Source organism: Nevskia ramosa DSM 11499, from assembly GCF_000420645.1.
Lineage (GTDB): Bacteria > Pseudomonadota > Gammaproteobacteria > Nevskiales > Nevskiaceae > Nevskia > Nevskia ramosa.
The window spans coordinates 769,476-792,075 of record NZ_ATVI01000005.1; the positions used below are offsets into that span (position 1 = coordinate 769,476).

18 protein-coding genes and 2 tRNA genes are annotated in these 22,600 nt (G+C 61.8%); 17 read left to right on the plus strand and 3 right to left on the minus strand.

From position 1 onward, the window contains the following. Positions 1–6 precede the first annotated feature (6 nt). The 15 genes from rlmE to pnp all read left to right on the plus strand — a co-directional run bounded on the left by rlmE (position 7) and on the right by pnp (position 15,397). Entirely contained in the window at positions 7–636 is a 630-nt protein-coding gene (gene rlmE / locus G513_RS0104200; RefSeq protein ID WP_022975574.1) for a 23S rRNA (uridine(2552)-2'-O)-methyltransferase RlmE, read from the plus strand. 43 nt (positions 637–679) lie between these two features. Next, positions 680–2,608, plus strand: a complete 1,929-nt coding sequence (gene ftsH / locus G513_RS0104205) for an ATP-dependent zinc metalloprotease FtsH (RefSeq protein WP_022975575.1) — start codon at positions 680–682, stop codon at positions 2,606–2,608. Positions 2,609–2,679: 71 nt separating this feature from the next. Further along, complete coding sequence (gene folP / locus G513_RS0104210; RefSeq protein ID WP_028475120.1) at positions 2,680–3,531, plus strand: dihydropteroate synthase; 852 nt, start codon at positions 2,680–2,682, stop codon at positions 3,529–3,531. 7 nt (positions 3,532–3,538) lie between these two features. Next, complete coding sequence (glmM, locus tag G513_RS0104215; protein ID WP_022975577.1) at positions 3,539–4,888, plus strand: phosphoglucosamine mutase; 1,350 nt, start codon at positions 3,539–3,541, stop codon at positions 4,886–4,888. A 12-nt stretch (positions 4,889–4,900) separates the two neighbouring features. Further along, complete coding sequence (tpiA, locus tag G513_RS0104220; RefSeq protein ID WP_245563062.1) at positions 4,901–5,716, plus strand: triose-phosphate isomerase; 816 nt, start codon at positions 4,901–4,903, stop codon at positions 5,714–5,716. Positions 5,717–5,736: 20 nt separating this feature from the next. Continuing rightward, positions 5,737–6,168, plus strand: coding sequence for a preprotein translocase subunit SecG (gene secG / locus G513_RS26410; protein WP_022975579.1), 432 nt, complete (start codon positions 5,737–5,739; stop codon positions 6,166–6,168). 69 nt (positions 6,169–6,237) lie between these two features. Then, a tRNA-Leu gene (locus G513_RS0104230) sits at positions 6,238–6,322 on the plus strand. 101 nt (positions 6,323–6,423) lie between these two features. Beyond that, positions 6,424–6,500: transfer RNA gene (locus tag G513_RS0104235), tRNA-Met, on the plus strand. A 116-nt stretch (positions 6,501–6,616) separates the two neighbouring features. Continuing rightward, positions 6,617–7,072 (plus strand): ribosome maturation factor RimP, encoded by a 456-nt coding sequence (gene rimP, locus G513_RS0104240; RefSeq protein ID WP_022975580.1) that lies wholly within the window; start codon positions 6,617–6,619, stop codon positions 7,070–7,072. Next, on the plus strand, positions 7,069–8,562 hold the full coding sequence (gene nusA / locus G513_RS0104245; RefSeq protein WP_022975581.1) for a transcription termination factor NusA: 1,494 nt from the start codon (positions 7,069–7,071) through the stop codon (positions 8,560–8,562). The genes rimP and nusA overlap by 4 nt, the downstream gene beginning before the upstream one ends. Before the next feature lie 19 nt (positions 8,563–8,581). Further along, a complete protein-coding gene (infB, locus tag G513_RS0104250) occupies positions 8,582–11,263 on the plus strand; it encodes a translation initiation factor IF-2 (protein WP_022975582.1) in 2,682 nt (893 codons plus the stop codon). Positions 11,264–11,558: 295 nt separating this feature from the next. Then, positions 11,559–11,957 carry a 30S ribosome-binding factor RbfA gene (rbfA, locus tag G513_RS0104255; protein WP_245563063.1) on the plus strand — a complete coding sequence of 133 codons (399 nt, stop codon included), beginning with the start codon at positions 11,559–11,561 and terminating at the stop codon, positions 11,955–11,957. Next, positions 11,938–12,897, plus strand: a complete 960-nt coding sequence (truB, locus tag G513_RS21295; protein ID WP_022975584.1) for a tRNA pseudouridine(55) synthase TruB — start codon at positions 11,938–11,940, stop codon at positions 12,895–12,897. Before rbfA ends, truB begins: the two co-directional genes overlap by 20 nt. An 80-nt stretch (positions 12,898–12,977) precedes the next feature. Further along, a complete protein-coding gene (gene rpsO / locus G513_RS0104265) occupies positions 12,978–13,247 on the plus strand; it encodes a 30S ribosomal protein S15 (RefSeq protein WP_028475122.1) in 270 nt (89 codons plus the stop codon). Positions 13,248–13,297: 50 nt separating this feature from the next. Then, on the plus strand, positions 13,298–15,397 hold the full coding sequence (pnp, locus tag G513_RS0104270) for a polyribonucleotide nucleotidyltransferase (protein ID WP_022975586.1): 2,100 nt from the start codon (positions 13,298–13,300) through the stop codon (positions 15,395–15,397). Between the two features lie 366 nt (positions 15,398–15,763). Here pnp and phaR read toward each other — a convergent pair whose 3' ends face one another. Next, positions 15,764–16,255: a polyhydroxyalkanoate synthesis repressor PhaR gene (phaR, locus tag G513_RS0104275; RefSeq protein WP_022975587.1), complete on the minus strand. Its 492-nt coding sequence runs from the start codon at positions 16,253–16,255 to the stop codon at positions 15,764–15,766. Positions 16,256–16,338: 83 nt separating this feature from the next. Continuing rightward, complete coding sequence (gene gluQRS, locus G513_RS0104280; protein ID WP_211219597.1) at positions 16,339–17,292, minus strand: tRNA glutamyl-Q(34) synthetase GluQRS; 954 nt, start codon at positions 17,290–17,292, stop codon at positions 16,339–16,341. A gap of 228 nt (positions 17,293–17,520) precedes the next feature. Here gluQRS and G513_RS0104285 point away from each other — a divergent pair, with 228 nt between their 5' ends. Next, entirely contained in the window at positions 17,521–18,369 is an 849-nt protein-coding gene (locus G513_RS0104285; RefSeq protein ID WP_022975589.1) for a universal stress protein, read from the plus strand. Positions 18,370–18,458: 89 nt separating this feature from the next. Here G513_RS0104285 and queF read toward each other — a convergent pair whose 3' ends face one another. Beyond that, on the minus strand, positions 18,459–18,884 hold the full coding sequence (queF, locus tag G513_RS0104290; protein ID WP_028475124.1) for a preQ(1) synthase: 426 nt from the start codon (positions 18,882–18,884) through the stop codon (positions 18,459–18,461). A 156-nt stretch (positions 18,885–19,040) separates the two neighbouring features. Between queF and smc the strand changes: the two genes are divergently transcribed. After that, positions 19,041–22,598 (plus strand): chromosome segregation protein SMC, encoded by a 3,558-nt coding sequence (gene smc, locus G513_RS21300; protein WP_022975590.1) that lies wholly within the window; start codon positions 19,041–19,043, stop codon positions 22,596–22,598. Positions 22,599–22,600 lie beyond the last annotated feature (2 nt).

The following is a 22,600-nucleotide window of genomic DNA, read 5'->3' on the forward strand; positions in this document are numbered from 1 at the left end:
ACCGTATTGAGCAAACCGCGCAGCAAGAGCAGCACCCAATGGCTCGCCGAGCACGAGGCGGACCCCTATGTGCAGCTGGCGCGCAAGGAAGGCTACCGTTCGCGGGCGGTGTACAAGCTCAAGGAAATCCAGGAACGCGACAAGATTCTGAAGACCGGCATGACGGTCGTCGACCTGGGTGCTGCGCCTGGCGGCTGGAGCCAGTTCGCGCGTCCGCAGATTGGTAAAAACGGACGGGTGGTGGCGCTCGATATCCTGCCGATGAATCAGCTCAAGGATGTCGAGTTCATCCTTGGCGATTTCCGGGAGGACTCGGTATTGCAGGCGATCGAGGCGGCGGTACCAGCAGGTTCGGCCGATCTTGTGTTGTCCGACATGGCCCCCAACATCTCTGGCATCGACGTTGCAGATCAAGCTGCGTCGATCTATCTGTGCGAACTGGCGCTGGATTTTGCGGTCCAGCGTTTGAAGCCGGGTGGAGCGTTTCTGGTGAAGCTGTTCCAGGGGCCGGGGTCCGAAGCGTATTTGAAGCTGGTGCGAACGAAATTTCGCACGGTGCAGATTCGAAAACCCAAGGCATCGCGGGCCAGAAGTCCCGAGGTTTACGTGCTGGCGCGCAATCATCGCGTCGTGTAGTGTCAAAACGAATTACGGATTCAAGAATCCCGAGGATTATCCGTTGAACGATCTCGCCAAGAATCTGCTGCTCTGGTTGGTCATCCTGGTTGTTCTGGTGCTTTCGTTCCAGAGCTTTTCATCGCGCAATGGCGCGCAGCCGAAGCTGGCTTATTCGGACTTCCTCGAACAGGTCAAATCCGGCCAGGTCGATAGTGCCGAGATCGAAAGCCAGAACATTCGCGGCAAGCTGAAGAGCGGCCAGACCTTCACGGCGATCAGCCCGGAAACGGACAATCGCGCGATGATCGGCATCCTGCTCGACCACAACGTCAAGTTCGACGGTGCGGTGAAGCCGGAAACGCCGCTGGTGATGCAGATCCTGTTCAGCTTCGGCCCGATCCTGCTGCTGATCGGCGTCTGGATCTATTTCATGCGCCAGATGCAGTCCGGCGGTGGCGGCGGTCGCGGTGCGATGAGCTTCGGCAAATCGCGCGCCCGCATGCTCAATGCCGATCAAGTCAAGATCACTTTCGCCGATGTGGCCGGTGTCGAGGAAGCAAAGGCGGAAGTCTCCGAACTGGTCGACTTCCTCAAGGATCCGGGCAAGTTCCAGAAACTGGGCGGCAAGATTCCCCGCGGCGTGCTGATGGTGGGCTCGCCGGGTACCGGCAAGACGCTGCTCGCCAAGGCGATCGCCGGTGAGGCGGGCGTGCCGTTCTTCACGATCTCGGGTTCGGACTTCGTCGAGATGTTCGTCGGCGTCGGCGCCAGCCGCGTCCGCGACATGTTCGAGCAAGGCAAGAAGCACGCGCCGTGCATCATCTTCATCGATGAAATCGACGCGGTCGGCCGTCATCGTGGTGCTGGTCTCGGCGGCGGGCATGACGAGCGCGAGCAGACACTGAATCAGCTGCTGGTCGAGATGGACGGCTTCGAGGGCAACGAGGGCGTGATCATCATCGCCGCCACCAATCGTCCTGACGTGCTCGATCCTGCGCTGCTGCGCCCAGGCCGTTTCGATCGTCAGGTGGTGGTGCCGCTGCCGGATGTTCGTGGCCGCGAGCAGATCGTCAAGGTCCATCTGCGAGCGCTGCCGCTGGCTGATGACGTCAAGCCGGAAATCATTGCTCGCGCCACGCCCGGTTTCTCGGGTGCCGACTTGGCCAATCTGGTCAACGAAGCTGCGCTGTTTGCTGCACGTGGCAACAAGCGCCTGGTCGGTCAGGACGATTTCGATCGTGCCCGCGACAAGATCATCATGGGTGCCGAGCGCCGTTCGATGGTCATGAGCGAGGATGAGAAACGCAACACGGCCTATCACGAAGCTGGTCACGCGATCGTCGGTCTGAACGTGCCCGAGCATGATCCGATTTACAAGGTGACGATCATTCCGCGCGGCCGTGCCTTGGGTGTGACCATGTTCCTGCCGGAAGAGGATCGTCATTCGCGCTCGAAGCAGAGTCTGAACAGCCTGATCTGCATGATGTTCGGCGGCCGCGTTGCCGAAGAGCTGACCTTGGGTCCGGATGGCGTCACCACCGGCGCCTCGAACGACATCGAGCGTGCGACCAATCTGGCCCGCAACATGGTCACCAAGTGGGGTCTGTCGGACAAGCTCGGTCCGCTGGCTTACAGCGAGGACGAGGGCGAAGTGTTCCTGGGCCGCAGCGTCACGCAGCACAAGAATATGTCCGACGACACGGCCAACGCGATCGATCGCGAGATCCGCGAAGTCATCGACACCAATTACGCGCGTGCCAAGCAGATTCTGGTCGACAACTTCGACAAGCTGCATGCGATGGCCGATGCGCTGATGAAGTACGAAACGATCGACAGCGATCAGATCGCGCGGATCATGCAGGGCAAGGATCCGGGCGCACCGGGTTCGTGGACGGATGGCACGCGGGTGCCGCCGGTCGGGGGCAACAAGCCGAACGGGCCCTCGGCCGTTCCGCCGACCGTCACGCCGACGCCTGCCAGCCAGAACTGAAGCTGCTGCAGTAGTTTCCCGGGGCCGGTTCATACCGGCCCTTTTCATTGGGCGAGCTGGAACCGATCGTGATTCTAGAACTGCCGCGTGGGCGACGACTGGATCTGTCCTCGCCCGTGGTCATGGGCGTGCTGAACGTCACGCCGGATTCATTCTCCGACGGAGGCCGCCATATCGGAATCGATACCGCATTGGCCGCTGCTTATCGAATGCTCGATGAAGGCGCCGCGATCATCGACGTCGGCGGCGAATCGACTCGACCCGGTGCCGATCCGGTGTCGGTTGCTGAGGAATGCGATCGTGTCCTGCCGCTGATCGAGCGCCTGTGCGGTGAGCGTGACTGCATCGTGTCGATCGATACGATGAAGCCGGAGGTCATGCGCGAGGCGTGTCGGGCCGGCGCGGCAATCATCAATGATGTGAATGCATTGCAGGCGCCCGGAGCCATCGAGGTAGCTGCTGCCGAGAACGCCGCGATCTGTCTGATGCACATGCAGGGCGAGCCGCGAACGATGCAAGTGGCGCCTGTCTATGCGTCCGTAGTTGATGAGGTCGGAGCATTCCTTGGATTGCGGATAGCAGCCTGTCTGGCACAGGGCATTCCGGCGTCGAGACTGCTGATCGATCCGGGCTTCGGTTTCGGCAAGACGCTCGCGCACAACCTCGAACTTCTTGCGCACTTGCCCAGTTTTCAGTCACTGCATCTCCCGATTCTGGTCGGGATGTCACGCAAGGGCATGCTCGGCCAGCTCACTGGGCGAGCGGTGGTCGATCGAACGGCAGCAGGCCTGGCGGCTGCAACGCTCGCGGTCTGGAATGGTGCGAGCATCGTCCGCACGCACGACGTCGCGGCAACAGTTGACGCTGTGAAAGTGGCCGACTCCGTACGGCGAGCGGCGCAAGCGGTGTCCGCCCCGTCATAATGTCGGGATGAGTCGACAATATTTCGGAACGGACGGCATCCGGGGGCGCGTTGGTCAGTCGCCGATGACCCCTGAGTTCGCATTGAAGCTGGGTTGGGCCGCAGGCTGTGTGCTGGCGAAAACGCCGGGCGCGCGGGTGCTGGTCGGCAAGGACACGCGGCGCTCGGGTTATCTGTTCGAATCGGCACTTGAAGCGGGTTTGGCGGCCGCCGGCGTTGAAACCTATCTGCTCGGACCGCTGCCGACGCCAGCGGTCGCCTATCTGACTCGCGCGCTCCGCGCGCAGGCAGGGGTCGTGATCTCGGCTTCGCACAATCTGCATTTCGACAATGGCGTGAAGTTTTTCTCCGGTGAAGGAGACAAGCTCAGCGACCAGCTGGAAGAGGAAATCGAGTCCTATCTGGAGCGGGACATCGTCTGCGTGCCGCCGGAATCGATGGGGCGGGCGCGGCGTATCGATGATGCGCAAGGCCGATACATCGAGTTCTGCAAGGGTGCGTTCGCCGGCGATTCGCTGCGCGGCCTGAAGCTGGTCGTCGATTGCGCCCATGGCGCGGCCTATCGGGTTGCACCGGCGGTGTTTGCCGAACTCGGGGCGCAGGTCGTGTCGATCGGCGTCAGCCCGAACGGTCTCAATATCAATGAAGACTGCGGCTCCACACATCTGGAGGCCTTGAAGGCGGCCGTTGCCCACCATCGTGCCGACATCGGCATTGCGCTCGATGGCGATGGGGATCGTTGTCTGATGGTTCGTGCCGATGGCCGGTCGGTCGATGGCGACGAGATTCTGTATGTGCTGGCGCGTCAGCGTCAGCTGTCAGGCAGCTTGCGCGGACCAGTGATCGGTACCGTGATGAGCAATTACGGTCTCGAGCGCGCCTTCGCGGGACATGGCATTGCCTTCGAACGCGCTGCCGTCGGTGACCGTTACGTGCTCGAACGCTTGCGTGCCACGGGCGGCATCATCGGCGGCGAAACCTCGGGGCACACGATCTGTCTCGATCGGGCTCGCACCGGTGACGGCATCATTACTGCGCTCCAGGTATTGGAAGCGATGCAGATTCAGGGTCTCTCGCTTGCCGAACTGGTGCAGGGCATGGCCAAGCTGCCGCAGGTGCTGCTGAATGTGCCGGTGACCGGCAAGGCCAAGCCCCTGCTGGAGCACGCGCTGGTGCTGGCGGAGGCGACCGAGGTCGAAAAATGGCTGGCAGGTCGAGGGCGCTTGCTGTTGCGGGCGTCTGGTACCGAGCCGGTTTTGCGGGTCATGGTGGAAGCCAATGATCCCGATGATGCGAACAAGGCGGCTGAACGCCTGGCGACGGCAGTGCGGCAGGCTGCGGCCGCGTCGGCTGCTTGATTGCACAATCGAATGACTCAATCCACTAACAAGAGCGGAGGACCTATGTCGCGCGGATATCTGGTAGCGGGCAATTGGAAGATGAACGGATCATCGGCGTCGAATGCCGCATTGGTCGAAGGCTTGCTGCGCGGCATCGCCGAATGTCCGGCGATCGATGTCCTTGTCTGCCCGCCAGCCTTGTACCTGGACGCGGTCAGGCGGCATATCGGTGCCGCGCCGATCGCGGTTGGCGGCCAGAACCTCAGCGATGAGCGCGAGCCTGGTGCCTACACGGGCGAGCTTCATGCGTCGATGCTGAATGACGTGGGCTGCAGCCATGTACTGGTCGGCCACTCCGAGCGCCGCACGCTTTACGGCGAAAACGATGCCTGCGTGGCGCGCAAGTTCGTCGTGGCGCAGGCGGGCGGCCTGATCCCTGTGCTGTGCATCGGCGAAACGCTGGCCGAACGCGAAGCCGATCAGACCGAGATCGTGCTGAAGCGACAGCTGGATGCGGTCATTGCCGCTGCCGGAATCGGTGCATTCATCAATGCGGTGGTCGCCTATGAGCCGGTTTGGGCAATCGGTACCGGCCGCACGGCCAGCGTCGAGCAAGCTCAGGCGGCACACGCATTTATCCGTGGCGTCCTCGCTGCTAACGATGCTAAAATCGCAAATTCGGTTCGCCTGCTTTACGGCGGCAGCGTCAAGGCTGACAACGCAGCGTCTCTGTTCTCCTGCGAGGACGTGGACGGTGGTCTGATTGGCGGTGCTTCGCTGAAAGCCCCGGAATTCCTCGCGATTTGCGCGTCGGCCCAGATATTGGCCGCATCGCTCGACGCCTGACATCAATAACGACGGGTTTCATGTACACAATTCTGGTAGTGCTACACGTGCTGGTGTCCATTGCGCTGATCGGCCTCGTGCTGATTCAGCACGGCAAGGGCGCCGACGCGGGTGCCGCGTTCGGCAGTGGAGCGTCGGGCACCGTGTTTGGCTCGCGCGGTTCGGCCAACTTTCTCACTCGGATCACTGCCTGGCTGGCTGGCGCGTTCTTCCTGCTCAGCCTGGCGCTGGCGTATGTCGTGCACGGCAAGAGTGCGAGCAGCAGCGTGGTCGATCAGGCTCCGGCCGCCGTCGTCTCCGAGCCTGTTGTTCCGGCGGTGCCTGCACAGGATGCTACTGCGCCAACGCCAACGCCTGCCCCGGAAGCTCCGGTTCCTAGCCCAACGGCGCCTGCGGCACCAGCAGGAAATGATTCTGCTCCGGGCTCGCAAAAGCCAACGGTTCCGCAGTAAAATAGTCGACGCGCTTGATGCTGATGGATTGGTCTTTCAGCAGCGGCGCCAGAAGCAGAAATCCTGAAGGCCGACGTGGCGGAATTGGTAGACGCACTACCTTGAGGTGGTAGCGGCGAAAGTCGTGGGAGTTCGAGTCTCCCCGTCGGCACCATGGATTAAGTGGCGTGGATAAGCGGGTTTATCGTTATCCAGAAGTTGAGAATGTGGTTGCTTAAGAATGTGTTGCTGGTTATACTAGTCAACTGAAGACGGTGCGGGGTGGAGCAGTCTGGCAGCTCGTCGGGCTCATAACCCGAAGGTCGTAGGTTCGAATCCTGCCCCCGCTACCAATTCAGGTTTTACGCTGCATTCGGGCCCCGTGTGGGCCTTTTTTATTGGTTTTTTGAATTTGAGAGAACTGTCCATTGGGCGGTTCAGACGAGGAAGCTGGGTGCTGCGAGATCGCTTGATCCAACTGCTGGAGCCGGTGGTGAATGCCATCGGTTACGAGCTGGTGCTGCTGGAATACAGTCCGCGCGACGGCTCCGGCATGTTGCGGCTGTTCATCGATTCGCCGAATGGCATCGGTCTGGATGACTGCGAGAAAGTGAGCCGCGAAGTGGCTGCAACGCTCGATGTCGAAGATGTCATCAGCCAAGCCTATCGTCTCGAGATCTCCTCACCCGGTCTCGATCGTCCGCTGGTGACGCCTGAACACTACAGGCGTTTTCAAGGCGAAGTTGCAAGAATCCAGACGTTGGCCCCGATCGCCGGACGCCGCCGCTTCCAAGGTGTGCTGCTGGGCGCGACCGACGACGAAGTTTCGATTGAAACTGCAGAAGGCGTCGTCACATTGCCGCTGGCCGATATCGACAAGGCCAAGCTGGTCCCGAATTTTGACAAGGAGAAGACAGGTTCATGAACAAGAACGTATTGCTCATGGTGGATGTCGTCTCCAATGAAAAAGGCGTCGAGAAAGAGATCATCTTTCAGGCGCTTGAAGCAGCTCTCGCGTCTGCGAGTAAAGAACATTACGGCTCGGAGTGGGATATCCGCGTCACCATCGACCGCGATACCGGCGACTACGAGACTTGGCGCCGCTGGACGATCGTCGATGACGAAGATGCGAATTTCGAGACGCCGCTGCGGCAGATCCTGCTGGCGCGCGCGCAGGAAACCCAGCCCGATGCGATCCCTGGCGACGTCCGCGAAGAACCGCTGCCGTCGATCGAGTTCGGTCGCATCGGCGCGCAGAAGGCCAAGCAGGTCATTTTCCAGCGTGTGCGTGATGCCGAGCGGGCGCGAATCGTCGATGCCTATGCTGATCGGGTAGGCGAGTTGATGACCGGTCTCGTCAAGCGCATCGAACGCGGCGCGATCATCGTCGACCTGGGCGGCACCACCGAAGCGATCATTCCGCGCGATCAGGTGATTCCGCGCGAACCGGTTCGTCCGGGCGATCGCATCCGTGGCTATCTCTACGAAGTGAGTCCGCAGATGCGCGGCCCGCAGCTGTTCCTGAGCCGTACTGCACCGAAGTTCCTGATCGAGTTGTTCAAGCTCGAAGTGCCGGAAATCGCCCAGGGGCTGATCGAGATCAAAGGCGCTGCCCGCGATTCGGGCCTGCGCGCCAAGATTGCCGTTCAGGCCAAGGACAAGCGTATCGATCCGGTCGGCGCCTGCGTCGGCATGCGCGGTTCGCGCGTGCAGAGCGTTTCGAACGAACTGGCTGGCGAGCGCATCGATATCGTGCCTTGGGACGACAACATTGCCCAGTTCGTCATCAATGCGATGGCGCCGGCAGAAGTGGAATCGATCATCGTCGATGAAGATTCACATGCCATGTCGATCGCCGTGGCGGAAGACAAGCTTGCGCAGGCGATCGGTCGTGGTGGGCAGAACGTCCGCCTCGCTTCCGAATTGACCGGCTGGACCCTGAACGTGATGACGGCTGCCGAAGCCGAGTCGAAGAAGGAACAGGAAAATCAGACTGTCCAGGCTCTGTTCATGGAGGCCCTGGAAGTCGATGCCGAAGTCGCCTTGATCCTGGTGCAGGAAGGTTTCGCTTCGCTCGAAGAAATTGCTTACGTGCCGGACGAAGAATTGCTCGACATCGAAGAGTTCGACGAACAGATCGTCGAAGAGCTTCGCAATCGCGCCAAGGACGTGCTGCTGACCCGAGCATTGGCCAAGGCCGAACAAGCGGCTTCGGTGCAGCCCGCAGAAGATTTGCTCGCCGTGCCGGGAGTTGATGAGGAACTTGCGTATCGCCTGGCGGCTGCCGGTGTGGTGACGCGGGACGACCTTGCCGATCTCGCGACCGACGAGCTGACAGAAAAAGTGCCGATGGACGAAGACGTCGCGGCCCGGTTGATCATGACCGCCCGTGGCCTTGAGTCACAGAAGGCCTGACCCCCTCCGGAGCGCGCCGATGAGCAGCCTTACCGTGTTGGACCTCGCCGCCGAGCTGCGCAAGCCGGTTCCTGAAATGTTGACTCAGCTCAGGGACGCCGGTGTGGCGGTGGCAAGTGCAGATTCTCCGATCAGCCCCGCCGACAAGGTGGCGTTGTTGCAGCATCTGCACAAGATTTCCCGTACTGCGACCACCTTGGGGACGTCCACGTCTCCTGGCGCGGACAGCCGTATTTCGATCAAGCGCAAGGAGACCACCGAGCTGAAGCTTGGCGGTGGCCGCGGCGCGCCGACCAAGACGGTCAGCATCGAAGTGCGCAAGCGTCGCACCTATCTCAAGAGCGATGAGGTCGAGGCAGCCGAACCTGCTGCTGCACCAGTCGCAGCCGTTGTTGTGCAGCCTGTCCCGGCCGCGCCGACCGCGGCGCCCGCTGCTGTTGCAGTCGAAGTGATCGAGGCAACGCAGCCGGTCGTGGAAGAAGCGACGGCCGACGAAGCAGCCCTTGCACAGGCGGCTGCTGATGAAGCGACGCGTCTTGCCGCCGAGGCAGAAGCGGCGCGTGTGCTGGCTGTCAACGAAGAAGCCGAACGGGTCAAGGCAGCGGAAGCCGAGCGCATGCGCACGGATCCGATCTATCGCGCACGCATGGATGCTGAATCCTCGCGTCGCCGCGCGGCCGAAAATCTGCGTCGTGCCACCGAAGTCAAGATCATTCCGACGCCGGCCCCGCCGCCTCCTGCGGCAGCTGCCGCAAAGAAGCCGGATCGCGACAAGGATCGCGCTGGTGGTGATCGCGGTCGCAACGAACTGCATCTGGCGGCCGGCAAGGGCGGCAAGCGCGACAAGAAGACCAAGCGCAAGCCAAGCGGCCAGATTCATGTCGATAACGCGCATACCTTCGAGCGCCCGACGGCGCCGGTGGTGCGTGAAGTCGAAGTGCCGGAAGCAATCACCGTTGCCGAATTGGCCAACCGCATGGCCATCAAGGCCACGGAACTGATCAAGGTGATGATGAAGAATGGCCTGATGGCGACGATCAACCAGATCATCGATCAGGACACTGCGGCGCTGATGGTCGAGGAAATGGGTCACAAGATCCGTCTCGTCAAGGACAGCGACCATGAAGATGGTCTGATGACGGCCGCGACCGGCGAAGTGCAGGAATCGACTGCGTTGCCGCGCCCACCGGTGGTCACCATCATGGGCCACGTCGATCACGGCAAGACGTCCTTGCTCGACTACATTCGCAAGACGCGTGTTGCCGCTGGCGAAGCCGGCGGTATCACTCAGCACATCGGCGCCTACCACGTGCAGACGAAGAAGGGTGTCATCACCTTCCTCGACACGCCGGGTCACGCCGCATTCACCCGCATGCGTGCCCGCGGCGCCCAGCTGACCGACATTGTCATCCTGATCGTGGCTGGTGACGACGGCGTGATGCCGCAGACCAAGGAAGCGATCCAGCATGCGAAGGCGGCTGGTGCGCCGGTCATCGTTGCGATCACCAAGATCGACAAGCCGGATGCCGACATCGCTCGGGTCAAGACCGACCTGCTGAAGGAAGAACTGGTTGCCGAAGATTTCGGCGGCGAAGTTCAGGTGGTTGGCGTGTCATCGGTTACCGGTGCCGGTATCGATGAACTGCTTGATGCGATCCTGTTGCAGGCCGAAGTGCTGGAACTGAAGGCGCCTGTCGACACCATGGCGCGCGGCACGATCGTCGAAGCATCGATCGAGAAGGGACGTGGTCCGGTTGCCACTGTGCTGGTCCGTTCGGGCACATTGCGTCAGGGCGATGTGATCATTTCCGGCTCGCATTACGGCCGCGTTCGCGCCATGTTCAACGAGGCCGGCGCGCTGGTTAAGGAAGTTGGTCCGTCGATTCCGGTTGCGGTGCTCGGCCTATCCGGCCCGCCTGATTCTGGCGATGACATCGTTGTCGTGGCCGATGAACGCAAGGCCCGCGAACTGACGATCCTGCGCGAATCGAAGCAGCGCGAAGCGAAGCTGGCATCGAATCAGGCCGTGCGCATGGATCAGGTCTTCGCTCGCATGGGCGATGGCTCAGCCGAGCAGAAGTCGCTGAACCTGATGATCAAGGCCGACGTGCAGGGTTCCGCCGAAGCGCTGTCCGAGTCGCTCAAGAAACTGCCGAGCGCCGAGGTCAAGGTCACGGTGGTATCGAGCTCGATCGGTGGCATCAGCGAATCCGATGTCGATCTGGCACTGGCTTCGCGCGCCATCATCATCGGTTTCAATGTCCGTGCTGACAGCGTTGCTCGTCGTCGTATCCAGGACACCGGCCTCGACGTTCGCTACTACTCGATCATCTACGACGTGCTGGATGACGTCTCCGATGCCATCGGTGGCTTGCTGGGTACCGAGACGCGCGAGCAGATCGTCGGTACCGCGCAGGTTCGCGACGTGTTCCGTTCGTCGAAGTTCGGCGCCATTGCCGGTTGCTTGGTCATGGATGGCGAAGTCCGTCGCGGTCTGCCGATTCGTGTGCTGCGCAACAACGTCGTCATCTACGAAGGCGAACTGGAATCCCTGCGTCGTCACAAGGACGATGTCGCCAAGGTCGTGGTTGGTACCGAATGCGGCATCGGCGTGAAGAACTACAACGACGTGAAGGCGGGCGATCAGATCGAGTGCTTCGACCGTGTTCAGGTCAAGCGCACCGTGAAAGCCGAGGCATAGGGTCTGCACGCGATGATTCTGGTCGCTGCGCTGCCGGTCAAAAGCGTGCCGGGCGAGGCGCGAACCGCAGTCCATAGCCACCTATGGTCAAGGTTTGCAACGAAGTCCCGGCGCGCTTTTGACCGCAGCCCTTTCGGGGCGGGGCCGTTGGTGCCCATTGCTGTCTCACTCGTCGCGCCAATAGGTTCACTATTGGCCGCTCCTCGTTCGTTGCACTGGGCACCAACGTCCTCCGCCGCAGCGATCAGAATCATCGCGAGCAGACCCTAAAGTGCCGAGAGAGTATTCCCGCACGTTGCGGATCAATTCCCAGCTCCAGCGCGAGCTGTCGGAATTGATCCGCGACGAGTTGACCGATCCGCGTATCGGCAAACTGACGGTGACCGATGTGGTCGTCGCCCAGGATGTCCGCAATGCCAAGGTATCGATCAGCCAGCTGGGCACCGACGATGAACTGAAGCAGGCGGTCAAGGCCCTGAATGGGGCTGCTGGTCGCTTGCGGCACTTGCTGGTCGACCGCATGCGCATCCGCCATGTGCCGACGCTGCACTTCACTGCCGACATGGCCTTGCGTGAAGCGGATCGTGTCGGTGGCCTGATCCGCGAAGCCATCGCCAACGACCAGGCCAGCAGTGAAGCGGCCGATTCCAGGGCCGATCTCAAGGTGGCTGACGATGAGCCGCCGGCATCGTGAACGGGCGCTGATCGACGGCTTTCTGCTGCTCGACAAGCCGGCTGGTGTCAGCTCCAACAACGTGCTTCAGCAGGTCCGTCGGCTTTACGACGCCGAGAAGGCAGGGCACACCGGCAGTCTCGATCCGTTTGCGACCGGACTGTTGCCGATCTGCTTTGGGCAAGCGACCAAGCTCGGCGGCTTCCTGCTCGAATCCGACAAACGCTATCAGGCGCAGGTGCTGCTCGGCACCCAGACGTCCACCGGCGATCCGGAAGGCGAGGTGATCGCCACTTCCGATGCATCAGAAGTCACGCGTAGTGACATCGAAGCGGTAATCCCCCAGTTGCTTGGCGAGATCGAACAGATTCCGCCGATGTATTCGGCGATCAAGCGCGGTGGCCGCCATCTTTACGAACTGGCTCGCGAAGGCGTCGAGATCGATCGCGAGCCGCGACGGGTCACCATTCATGAACTGAAATTGCTCGATGTCGAGCCAGGCGGCTTTTCGTTCGAAGTGTACTGCTCGAAAGGCACTTACATCCGCACGCTGGCCGAGGATTGGGCGAATTTGCTGGGCCAGCGTGCCTATCTGACCGGTTTGCGTCGCCTCGAGACGGGGCCCTTCCGCAAGGTCAGCATGGTGACGATGCCTGATCTGCACGCCTGCAATTTCCAGATGGATCGTCTGACCGCGTTACTGCTGCCGCTGGCTGCAGCATTGGGCGATCGGCCACGGCTCGATGTCGATGCATTTGATGCCGCAAGACTGCGTCGCGGGCTTGAATGCGGGCCTTACCCGGCGGCGTTGCCGGGCGATGTGATCGTCTACGGCCCGGAGGGGCTGGCGAGCAGTATCGCCAAGGTCGATCGGAACAGACGAGTCTCGTCAAAACGCTGGATTGGCCCGGAGCCGTCCGAGGAAATCCTGGCGTCGACCTTCGCACCACGCCGCCCCTGACAGTTGCGGTTGTGACCCGTGGTCACGGCCGTTACAATAGCTGGTTTACAGAACCGTAAAATCATTTTTTGGAGTTGATGATGTCCCTTTCCGTTGAGCAGAAATCCGCCGTCGTTTCCAAGTTTGCCCGCGCCAAGGGTGATACCGGTTCGCCTGAAGTGCAGGTTGCCTTGATCACCGAGCGGCTGAAGTCGCTGCAGGGGCATTTCGAAGCGAACAAGAAGGATCACCATTCCCGCCGCGGTCTGACCATGATGGTCAACCAGCGCCGCACGCTTCTGGACTATCTGAAGCGCGAAGATGAAGGCCGTTACTCCAAGCTGATCGCCGAACTCGGTCTGCGCCGCTAAATAGCGCTGCGGTTCTCGCTGTTCCTTCTCCGAGTTCGACAGAGTCCAACATGGTCTATCCCGTAGCGCCCATCAAGAAATCATTCCAGTACGGTGCCCACTCCGTCACCCTCGAAACCGGTGCCATCGCCCGTCAGGCGACTGCAGCGGTCATCGTCACCGTCGACCAGACCGTGGTCATGGTCACCGTGGTGGCGAAGAAGGATGCCAAGGAAGGTCAGGACTTCTTCCCGCTGACCGTCGATTACATGGAGCGCACCTACGCGGGTGGCCGTATCCCGGGTGGTTTCTTCAAGCGTGAGGGTCGCCCGACCGAGAAGGAAACGCTGACTTCGCGTCTGATCGATCGTCCGATGCGTCCGCTGTTCCCGGAAGGCTATTACAACGAGATTCAGGTCGTTGCGATGGTGATGTCGTCGAATCCGCAGATCGATGGCGACATCCCCGCACTGATTGGCGCGTCCTGCGCGATGTCGCTGGCCGGCGTCCCGTTCCAGGGCCCGATCGGCGCCGCTAGAGTCGGTTACATCGACGGCGCCTACGTGCTGAATCCGACGCACAAGCAGCTTGAAGACTCGAAGCTTGACCTCGTTGTCGCCGGCACCGCCGACGCTGTGCTGATGGTCGAATCCGAAGCGCAGCAGCTCTCCGAAGAAGTGATGCTCGGCGCCGTGCTGTTCGGCCACGAGCAGATGCAGGCCGCGATCAAGGCGATCAATGAATTGGTCGCCGAAGCCGGCAAGCCGAAGTGGGACTGGAAGCCGGCCGCCGCCAACGCCGATCTGACTGGCGCGCTGGCTGCCTACACCGCCGACGTCACCACCGCCTACGCGATTACCGACAAGAAGGCCCGTCAGGACGCCGTTCGCGCGGTCCGTGATTCGGCTGTTGCCGCGCTCGCCTCAGGCGATGCGCCGAAGTTCGAAGCCCCCAAGGTCAAGACCGCGTTCGGCGATCTGGAATACGCCGTGGTGCGTGATCGCATCCTGTCGGGCGCGCCGCGCATCGACGGCCGCGACAACAAGACCGTGCGCCGCCTCGATATGGGCGTCGGCATCCTGCCGCGTACCCATGGTTCGGCCGTGTTCACCCGTGGCGAAACCCAGGTCATCGGCGTGGTCACGCTCGGCACCGGCAAGGATTCTCAGCTGATCGAGAACCTGCAGGGCGAGTCTCGCGACCAGTTCATGCTGCATTACAACTTTCCTCCGTACTGCGTCGGCGAAACCGGCCGCCTGAACGCGCCGAAGCGCCGCGAAATCGGCCACGGCCGTCTTGCCAAGCGCGGCGTTGCTGCCGTGATGCCGGATCTGGTCAAGGATTTCCCCTACGTCGTTCGCGTTGTCGCGGAAGTCACCGAATCGAACGGTTCATCGTCGATGGCCTCGGCTTGCGCCGCCAGCCTCGCGCTGATGGACGCGGGCGTGCCGATCAAGGCGCCGGTTGCCGGTGTTGCGATGGGTTTGATCAAGGAAGGCGAGCGCTGGGCCGTGCTGACCGACATCCTCGGCGACGAAGATCACCTCGGTGACATGGACTTCAAGGTCATCGGCACCACTGCCGGTGTGACCGCTCTGCAGATGGACATCAAGATCACCGGTATCACCGGCGAGATCATGAAGCAGGCGCTGGAACAGGCCCGCGCGGGTCGTCTGCACATCCTCGAGTCGATGACCGCGACGATCGCCAAGCCGCGTTCGGAGATGTCCGAATTCGCGCCGCGCATCACCACGATCAAGATCCACCCGGACAAGATCCGCGACATCATCGGCAAGGGCGGCGTCACCATCCGCTCGATCACCGAAGAAACCGGCACCTCGATCGACATCGACGACGACGGCACCATTCGTATCGCGGCGATCGATGGCGATGCTGCGAAGGCGGCCATTGCTCGCATCGAAGCGCTGACCCGCGAAGTCCAGGTTGGCGAAGTCTATGAAGGCAAGGTTGCCAAGCTGATGGATTTCGGCGCCTTCGTGACCATCCTGCCGGGCAAGGACGGCCTCGTGCACATCTCGCAGATCTCCGAGAAGCGTGTCGAGAACGTCTCCGAAGAACTGAGCGAAGGTCAGACCGTGCGCGTGAAGGTTCTCGAAATCGACAAGCAGGGCCGCATCCGTCTGTCGATGAAGGCTGTCGACGTCGCCTGAAGCGGGTTGCTGATCCAGGCCGGCGCGTGCTTTGCACGCGCCGGCTTTTTTGTGTCCGCTGATTATTCCGCACGAAAACGGCAGGCAAAAAAAACCCCCTGATGCAGGGGGCAAGGTGCGAGAAAGGCGCTAGGCCTTTCTGGAGGAGACATTCACAGCGCAGGTAGTACTTGGACTTGGGATGCGCCGTCTTGTTGCTTGATCGATGTTGCAGTGCACTATAAATTCTTGATTGCGTCTTGTCAAATCAGATCGAGATCGTTAAATATATTTAAATCATACAGTTAACGATGATAGTCAATAATTTTGACGGATGTGTCAAAAATTTCCGACTTTATTCCCAGAATGATTCAGCGAAACTGCTGATCAATCACCAAGTTCCGTGCCACCCTTCCGGACGGCCTTGGCGCGCGTCAGGTTCTTCAGAAACTCCTTGCGAACGGTGCGCCAGATCGGCACCTGGCGTTCGGCCAGATCCTTGAGGCGCTGCACCGGCTGCTGGGCCTGGCCGAGCAATTCCTTCAGTTGTTCGCTGAAGTTGGTCTGCTGCTGCAGGAACAATTGCAGCGACATTTCCAGATAGCGGCTGATGCTCGGCTGCATCGGATCGCCATAGAAACGAATGATGTGGGTCAGCAGCTCCGAACTGAAGATCGGATTGCCGCCTTCTTCCTGCTCCGAAATCACCTGCAGCAGGATGCTGCGCGTGATGTCGTCCTTGGTGCGTTTGTCCTCGACCCGGAACTTGACGTTGCTCAGGACCAGTTGCCGCACTTCCTCGAGCGTGATGTAGCGACTGACATTGGTGTCGTACAGGCGACGATTCGGATATTTCTTGATGACGCGAATATCGTTCATGCGGTTCACTATGTTGCGGTGCGCCAAGAATGCCAGACTATGCCGCATAGCACCATTAAGTCTCTGTGGTACTGATGACCGGTTCAGGCGGGCAGGTCGAGGCGTCTTGGAATCAGCGCCGGGTTCCAGTTTCGGACTGCCAAACGCAGGATTTCGTCGATCCTCCCGTGCCAGTCCGCCGCGAAGGCGCTCTGGCCGAGCAGGGTCAACGCCCGGATCAGGTTCTGCGCGGCGTTTTTCGAAGCGATCGGCAGCGCATGGTTCTGCTTGCTCAGCTTGAGCCCGCTGCTGTCGAGCAATACTGGCACGTGCAGGTAGGCAGGAATCGGAATTCCGAAATGGCTTAGCAAGTATTGCTGCCGCAGGCTCGATCCGATCAGATCGGCACCGCGAACCAGCGTGTTGATGCCTTGTTCGCGTTCGTCGATCACGGACGCAAGCTGGTAGCCGATCAGGCCATCGGCGCGTCGGATCATGAAATCGCCAATGTCCCGCTGCATGTCGCGGCTGATCGTTCCGTGCAGACGATCCTCGAGCGAAATCACGCCGTCCGGCATCCGTACGCGCCAGCTTCCGGCGCCTTGATGACCTGCACGCGAGCAGATTCCTGCGTAGACCGGTCCATCGATCCCCGAATGCGAGGTTTCGGCAAGCCGGGCGCGCGTGCAGGTGCAGAGATAGCAAAGGCCGTCGGCGCGCAGCTGGTCGAAGGCCGCTTCGTATTCGCCTGTGTGCCGGGATTGATAGCGGACCTCCTCGTCCCAGCGCAGCCCATGCGCTTCGAGCTGCCGCAGGATCGTGTCGGCGTGTTCCGGACGGCAACGTGGCGCATCGAGATCATCGATCCGGATCAGCCAGCGACCGCCCGCGTGCCGCGCATCCAGATAACTGGCGAGTGCGGTGCTCAGCGAACCGAGATGCAGCGGCCCCGACGGCGTCGGTGCGAAGCGTCCACGGTAAGGCAGCCGTTCACTCTCGCCCCTCGAATCAAGCATTTTCTGACTCCCCAGAACCACGATCCGGTACTGCCTGAGCAAATTTCATGCGCCCGCCTCAAGCCTCGCGGCGATCGTATTGTCTTTCCCGTTTGCGAGGCTTATATGTGATTCCGAGGCAATCCGGAGCGATGTCTGGAAGCTCGTATGAATCGCAGGTTCATCGATACAGACGCTGTTCCGAAGCGCCTCGCTTGGGGACATATCAGTTGCAAGTTCAACAAAACGGAGACATTGCCAGCACTCAATCGGGGGGGGGGACAAGAATCAATGAAAACCTTCAAGAAAATCATGTATGTGGTTGATCCGACGAGAAATCACCAGAAAGGTTTGGGGCGGGTGGCCGATGGTGCCAAACATCTGTCGGCGCAGTTGCTCCTCTACGCCAGCATGCCGCTGCCGAAGCTGTCGAGCAGTGATACCCAGGCACTGCGCCAGGCGGAACTCGAGCGTCTGAGGCTATGGCTGGACTGGATCGCCAAGCCGGCCCGTGACGCTGGCGTGCAGGTCACCACTGAAGCGGAGATCGCCGAAGACTGGAGCACTGCCATTGCTCCCGCTGCACGCCGTTGGGGCGCAGAGATGATCGTCAAAGTGATGAACCAGCAGACTGCCTTGCGCCGGCGGTTGGCAAAAACCAGCGACTGGACGCTGCTGCGAACCTCCGACTGCCCGATTCTGTTTATCAAGGAAGACAGTCCCAAGACGCCGCGCAATCTGATCGCTGCGGTCGATTTGCTCGACAAGAGCCCGAACAACCTGCAGTTCATGCAGGAAGTCATCCGGCACGCGCGTGGAATCTGCGAGGTCTCGGGTGCCGAGTTGCATGTCGTCAACGCGTACCCGAACCTGCTGCACGGCGTCGATGCAATGGATCTCGCACGCTTTGCCGAGATTCAGCGATCACGAGCCCATGCCGGTCCCGGAACGCCTGAAGACATGTTGCTTGGAGTGGCCAAGACGCTCGACGGACCGGTGATCGTCATCGGCTCATCGGACAAGCGCAGCCTGGCCGGCTCGCTGCTCGGCGACACCGCCGAACGCATCCTCGACAAGGTCGCGATGGATGTGCTGGTCATTATCGCGCCGCGAGAGGAAAGAGCCGCCAAAGCGGCCTAGCGCCAAGCAGAAGTCTGGCTCGAATTCAGGCGTTGTCCGGGATTCGAGCCGGACCTCCGGCTGGGGTTCGATTCACCTGCGTGCGAAGCTCAATGCCCTTGAAAGCCCTGCCACATCGCCGGCGGCAGCTGCACGGTATCGGCGAAGGTCGGTGCCCAGTTCGGTGCGCGGTGCTCGGCGACCACATGGGTGTAGATGCCGCCCCGCACGTACCAGTCGGCCGTCACGCGCATGAAGCGGGGCTGGGTCACGGCAACCAGATCGTCGAGGATCTTGTTGGTGACCGCTTCGTGGAATGCGCCTTCATCGCGGTAGCTCCATAGATACAACTTCAGCGACTTCAGTTCGACGCACAGCGCCTCGGGAATGTACTCGAGGTACAGCGTCCCGAAATCCGGCTGGCCGGTTTTCGGACACAGGCAGGTGAACTCCGGCATCCGCATGCGGATCACGAAGTCGCGTCCCGGGTTCGGGTTGGGGAAATTTTCCAGCGCTTTCGAAGGCTTGGTCGACATTGTTGAAGGTCAGGGTAGGAAGCTGAGGGGGCTATTGTCGCAAATGACGCCCTCGGTAGACGGTCGTCGAACTGCAAAATGGCTGTCATCCCTTAAACTGTCGGCTACCCGCGACGGGCGACTGCCTCGTCCAGCCTCCTGCAAACTCCATCGTACATGCGTCTATCCGGAATCAAACTCGCCGGGTTCAAGTCCTTTGTCGACCCGACCAGCCTGCCGCTACCTTCGCGGCTGACCTCGGTCGTCGGCCCGAACGGCTGTGGCAAATCGAACCTGATCGATGCCGTGCGCTGGGTGCTGGGTGAAGCCAGCATCAAGAATCTGCGCGGCGCGGATTCCGAAGACGTGATCTTCAACGGCTCGCGTTCACGCAAGCCGGCTGGGCGGGCGAGTGTCGAACTGACCTTCGACAACAGCGACTTCCAGGTCACCGGCCCTTTCGCCGCCTACGCCGAACTGGCGGTCAAGCGCGAACTGACTCGCGATGGCGGCAGCCAGTACTACCTGAACGGCAGCAAATGCCTGAAGCGCGACGTCACCGACCTGTTTCTCGGCACCGGCCTCGGTGGCAAGAACCAGTACGCGATCATCGAGCAGGGCATGGTGTCGCGGATGGTCGAGGCCAAGCCCGAGGAATTGCGCCAGCTGCTCGAAGAAGCGGCCGGCATATCCAAGTACAAGGAGCGCCGCCGGGAAACCGAGTCGCGAATCAAGCAGACGCGGGAAAATCTGAGCCGACTCAACGATCTGCAAGGCGAACTTCGCGCCCGCATCGAAGTGCTGGCGAAGCAGGCCGCGAACGCCGAAAAGTACAAGCAATACAAGGACGAGGAGCGTCGGCTTAAAGCCGAAGTGCTGCTGCTGAGGCTGCGCGCACTCGAAGCCCAGGCGATAGCGCAGGAAGCGTCGATTGCCAGTCTGGATGAGGCTTTGGAAGTCGCCCGCGCGGCCGTGGTCTCGGCCGAGGAAGCCCGTGACGCCGCCGACACGCGCCTGCGCGAAGCAGGTAACGCACTCAACGCCGAGCAGGCGCAAGTCTACGAAGCGGAAAGCGCGCTGGCCCGCCACGAACAGAATCTGGCCCATGCCCGCGAACTGAAGAATCTCCGGGTTCGTGAGCTGGAACAGCTCGAAGGCCAGTTGTTCGAGCTGACCCGCCGTCGCGATCAGGAACAGCTGCGTCATCAATCGCTGACCCAAGCCGCAACCGCCGCTCAAGCCCGCGCCGAGGAAGCCGAAGCCCGTGAAGCCCAGCAGCAGGAATTGCTGGCTGGCGCAGAATCGCGCGTCTCGGAAGAGCAGAGCCGCTGGGAATCGTTCACCCAGCGTTCGCAGGCGCCGATGCTCGCCGCCGAAGGCGAGCGAGTCCGCGTGCAGAGCCAGGAACGGGCGCTGGTGCAGACCGAGGAACGCCTGCGTCGAATGACCGGCGAGCGCGGCGCGCTCGATGGCACGCCGATCCGCGATTCGCTGGCCGAAGCCGATATCGAGCTCGCCGAGCTGGAAGACGAACTGAGCGAAGCCCAGGCTCGCCTGCAGACCGCCGACGCCGAACTGCAGGCCGGCCGCGAGCAGCGCACCACCGTCGAAACCACCCTGCACGAAGCGCGGCAGGCGCTGCAAAGCGCGCGTGGTCGGCAGGCTTCGCTGGAAACGCTGCAACAGGCGGCCTTGCGCGAAGACGACGCCGATCTGGGCCACTGGCTGCGTAGCAATGGCTGGGCGAACCTGCCGCGCCTGAATGCGGCATTGCAGGTCGACACCGGCTGGGAAGCGGCCGTCGAGCACGTGCTGAGCGGCCTGCTGCAGGCGCCGCTGCTGCCCGAATGGCAATCGCAACGCGTGCCGGCTGGCCCGAAATCCGGCGCGACCTTGCTGCATGCCGAGGCTGGTACTCCTGGAACAGACGGTACGCTGGCGGCCCGAGTCAGCGGCCCGGCCGCGGTGATCGACTGGCTGTCCGGCATTCGCGCGGCATCGTCGATCGAGGACGCCGAGCGGATTGCTGCAAATCTGGGCGCCGGCGAATCGGTGATCACCGCCGATGGCGTCTGGCGCGGCCGCGCCTGGGTTCGTTATCCGAAGCTCGATCCGCAGCACAGCGGCGTCATTGCCCGCGGCCTGCTGCTGAAGCAGCTCAAGGCCTCGGTCGAAGAACTGACCGTCACGGTGCGTACCGGCGAGCAGCAGCTCACCGAGATGAACACCCGTCGCGTGCAGCTCGACAACGAGCGCCGCGGTGTTGCGGCAAGGCTTGATCAGACGCGCAGCCGTCACGGTCAGCGCCTGGCGCATCGGCAGGCACAGGCGGTGAGGTTGGAGCAGACCGAAAGCCGCATTCGGCAGTTGTCGCAGGAATTGGAACTGCTCGGCGCCCAGCGCGAGCAGCAGTCCGAAGAACTGGCCGAAGCGCGCGCCCGCCTCGGCGAGCTCGAAGACACCGCCGAGCAGTTGCGCAACGAACGCGCCGAGCGCAGCCGCGTGCTGTCCGTTAGCCGCGATGCGCTGACTCAGGCACGCGCCGCCGTGCAGCAGGCATCGGTGCAGCGAGGCCAGGCGCAGATCCATCTGGCCAGCCAGAACAGCGCGCTGGCGGCAGTCAATCAATCGCTGCATTCGCTGGCCGAACAGCGCGAAGCGCTCGAACAGGGGCTGAGCTCGCGGCGTGTCGCCGGCGAGGAACTCGATGCGCCGATCGTCGCCAAGACCGCAGAAGTCGAAGCCTCGCGCGCCGCCGTCGGCGAAGCGCGCAGTCGCCTGCGCATCGCCCGCGACGCGCTGACCGCTGCGGAAACCCTGCAGGCGGAAAACCTGCGCGCACTGCGCGCTGCCGAATCGCGCAAGGAAGCGGCGCAGGAACGCTTGCAGAACGCGCGGCTGGAATTCGAGAACCTGCGTGCCCGTCGTGAAGTGGCGGAGGGCCAGTTCGCAGAAAGCGGCTTCAGCCGCGAAGAGCTGGCCGAAGACCTGATTCCGGACGCCAACGGCAATCTGCCGCTCGAACTCTGGGAAGAAAAGCTGGGTGCGATCGGCCGGCGCATCGATCGTCTCGGCGCCATCAATCTCGCCGCGATCCAGGAACTGGAAGAAGGCCGCGAGCGCGAGGCCTACATCAGCACCCAGCACGCCGATGTCAGCGATGCGCTGGCGACGCTCGAAGATGCGATGGCCCAGCTCGATCGCGAAACGACCGATCGCTTCAAGACCACGTTCGATCAGGTCAACGAGATCTTCAAGGCGCGCTTCCCGCAGTTGTTCGGCGGCGGCGAGGCTTATCTGGAGCTGACCGGTGAAGCGCCGGAAGGCGAAACCGCGACCGTGCTGAACCGTGGCGTGAAAGTCATGGCGCGGCCGCCCGGCAAACGCAATTCGACGATTCAGCTGCTCTCAGGCGGTGAAAAGGCGATGACCGCGGTGGCGCTGCTGCTGGCACTGTTCCAGCTCAACCCGGCGCCGTTCTGTCTGATGGACGAAGTCGACGCGCCGCTCGACGACGCCAATGTCGGCCGCTTCTGCGAAGTGGTGCGGGAAATGTCGCAGGGCGTTCAATTCATTATCATTACGCACAACAAAATCACGATGGAGCTGGCCGAGCACCTTCATGGCGTGACGATGCAGGAACCGGGCGTGTCGCGCCTGGTCAGCGTCGATGTGCAGCAGGCCGTGGCATTGGCCGGCACGCCGGAAGAAGCAGCGGAAGCACCGGCCGTTTGAGG

Excerpts from the sequence above, each read along its gene's own strand:
- secG (WP_022975579.1), top strand. The coding sequence starts at position 5,737 with ATGTACACAATTCTGGTAGTGCTACACGTGCTGGTGTCCATTGCGCTG.
- nusA (WP_022975581.1), top strand. The coding sequence starts at position 7,069 with ATGAACAAGAACGTATTGCTCATGGTGGATGTCGTCTCCAATGAAAAA.
- infB (WP_022975582.1), top strand. The coding sequence starts at position 8,582 with ATGAGCAGCCTTACCGTGTTGGACCTCGCCGCCGAGCTGCGCAAGCCG.
- queF (WP_028475124.1), bottom strand. The coding sequence starts at position 18,884 with ATGTCGACCAAGCCTTCGAAAGCGCTGGAAAATTTCCCCAACCCGAAC.
- pnp (WP_022975586.1), top strand. The coding sequence starts at position 13,298 with ATGGTCTATCCCGTAGCGCCCATCAAGAAATCATTCCAGTACGGTGCC.
- tpiA (WP_245563062.1), top strand. The coding sequence starts at position 4,901 with ATGACTCAATCCACTAACAAGAGCGGAGGACCTATGTCGCGCGGATAT.
- glmM (WP_022975577.1), top strand. The coding sequence starts at position 3,539 with ATGAGTCGACAATATTTCGGAACGGACGGCATCCGGGGGCGCGTTGGT.
- G513_RS0104285 (WP_022975589.1), top strand. The coding sequence starts at position 17,521 with ATGAAAACCTTCAAGAAAATCATGTATGTGGTTGATCCGACGAGAAAT.
- smc (WP_022975590.1), top strand. The coding sequence starts at position 19,041 with ATGCGTCTATCCGGAATCAAACTCGCCGGGTTCAAGTCCTTTGTCGAC.
- truB (WP_022975584.1), top strand. The coding sequence starts at position 11,938 with ATGAGCCGCCGGCATCGTGAACGGGCGCTGATCGACGGCTTTCTGCTG.
- rpsO (WP_028475122.1), top strand. The coding sequence starts at position 12,978 with ATGTCCCTTTCCGTTGAGCAGAAATCCGCCGTCGTTTCCAAGTTTGCC.
- phaR (WP_022975587.1), bottom strand. The coding sequence starts at position 16,255 with ATGAACGATATTCGCGTCATCAAGAAATATCCGAATCGTCGCCTGTAC.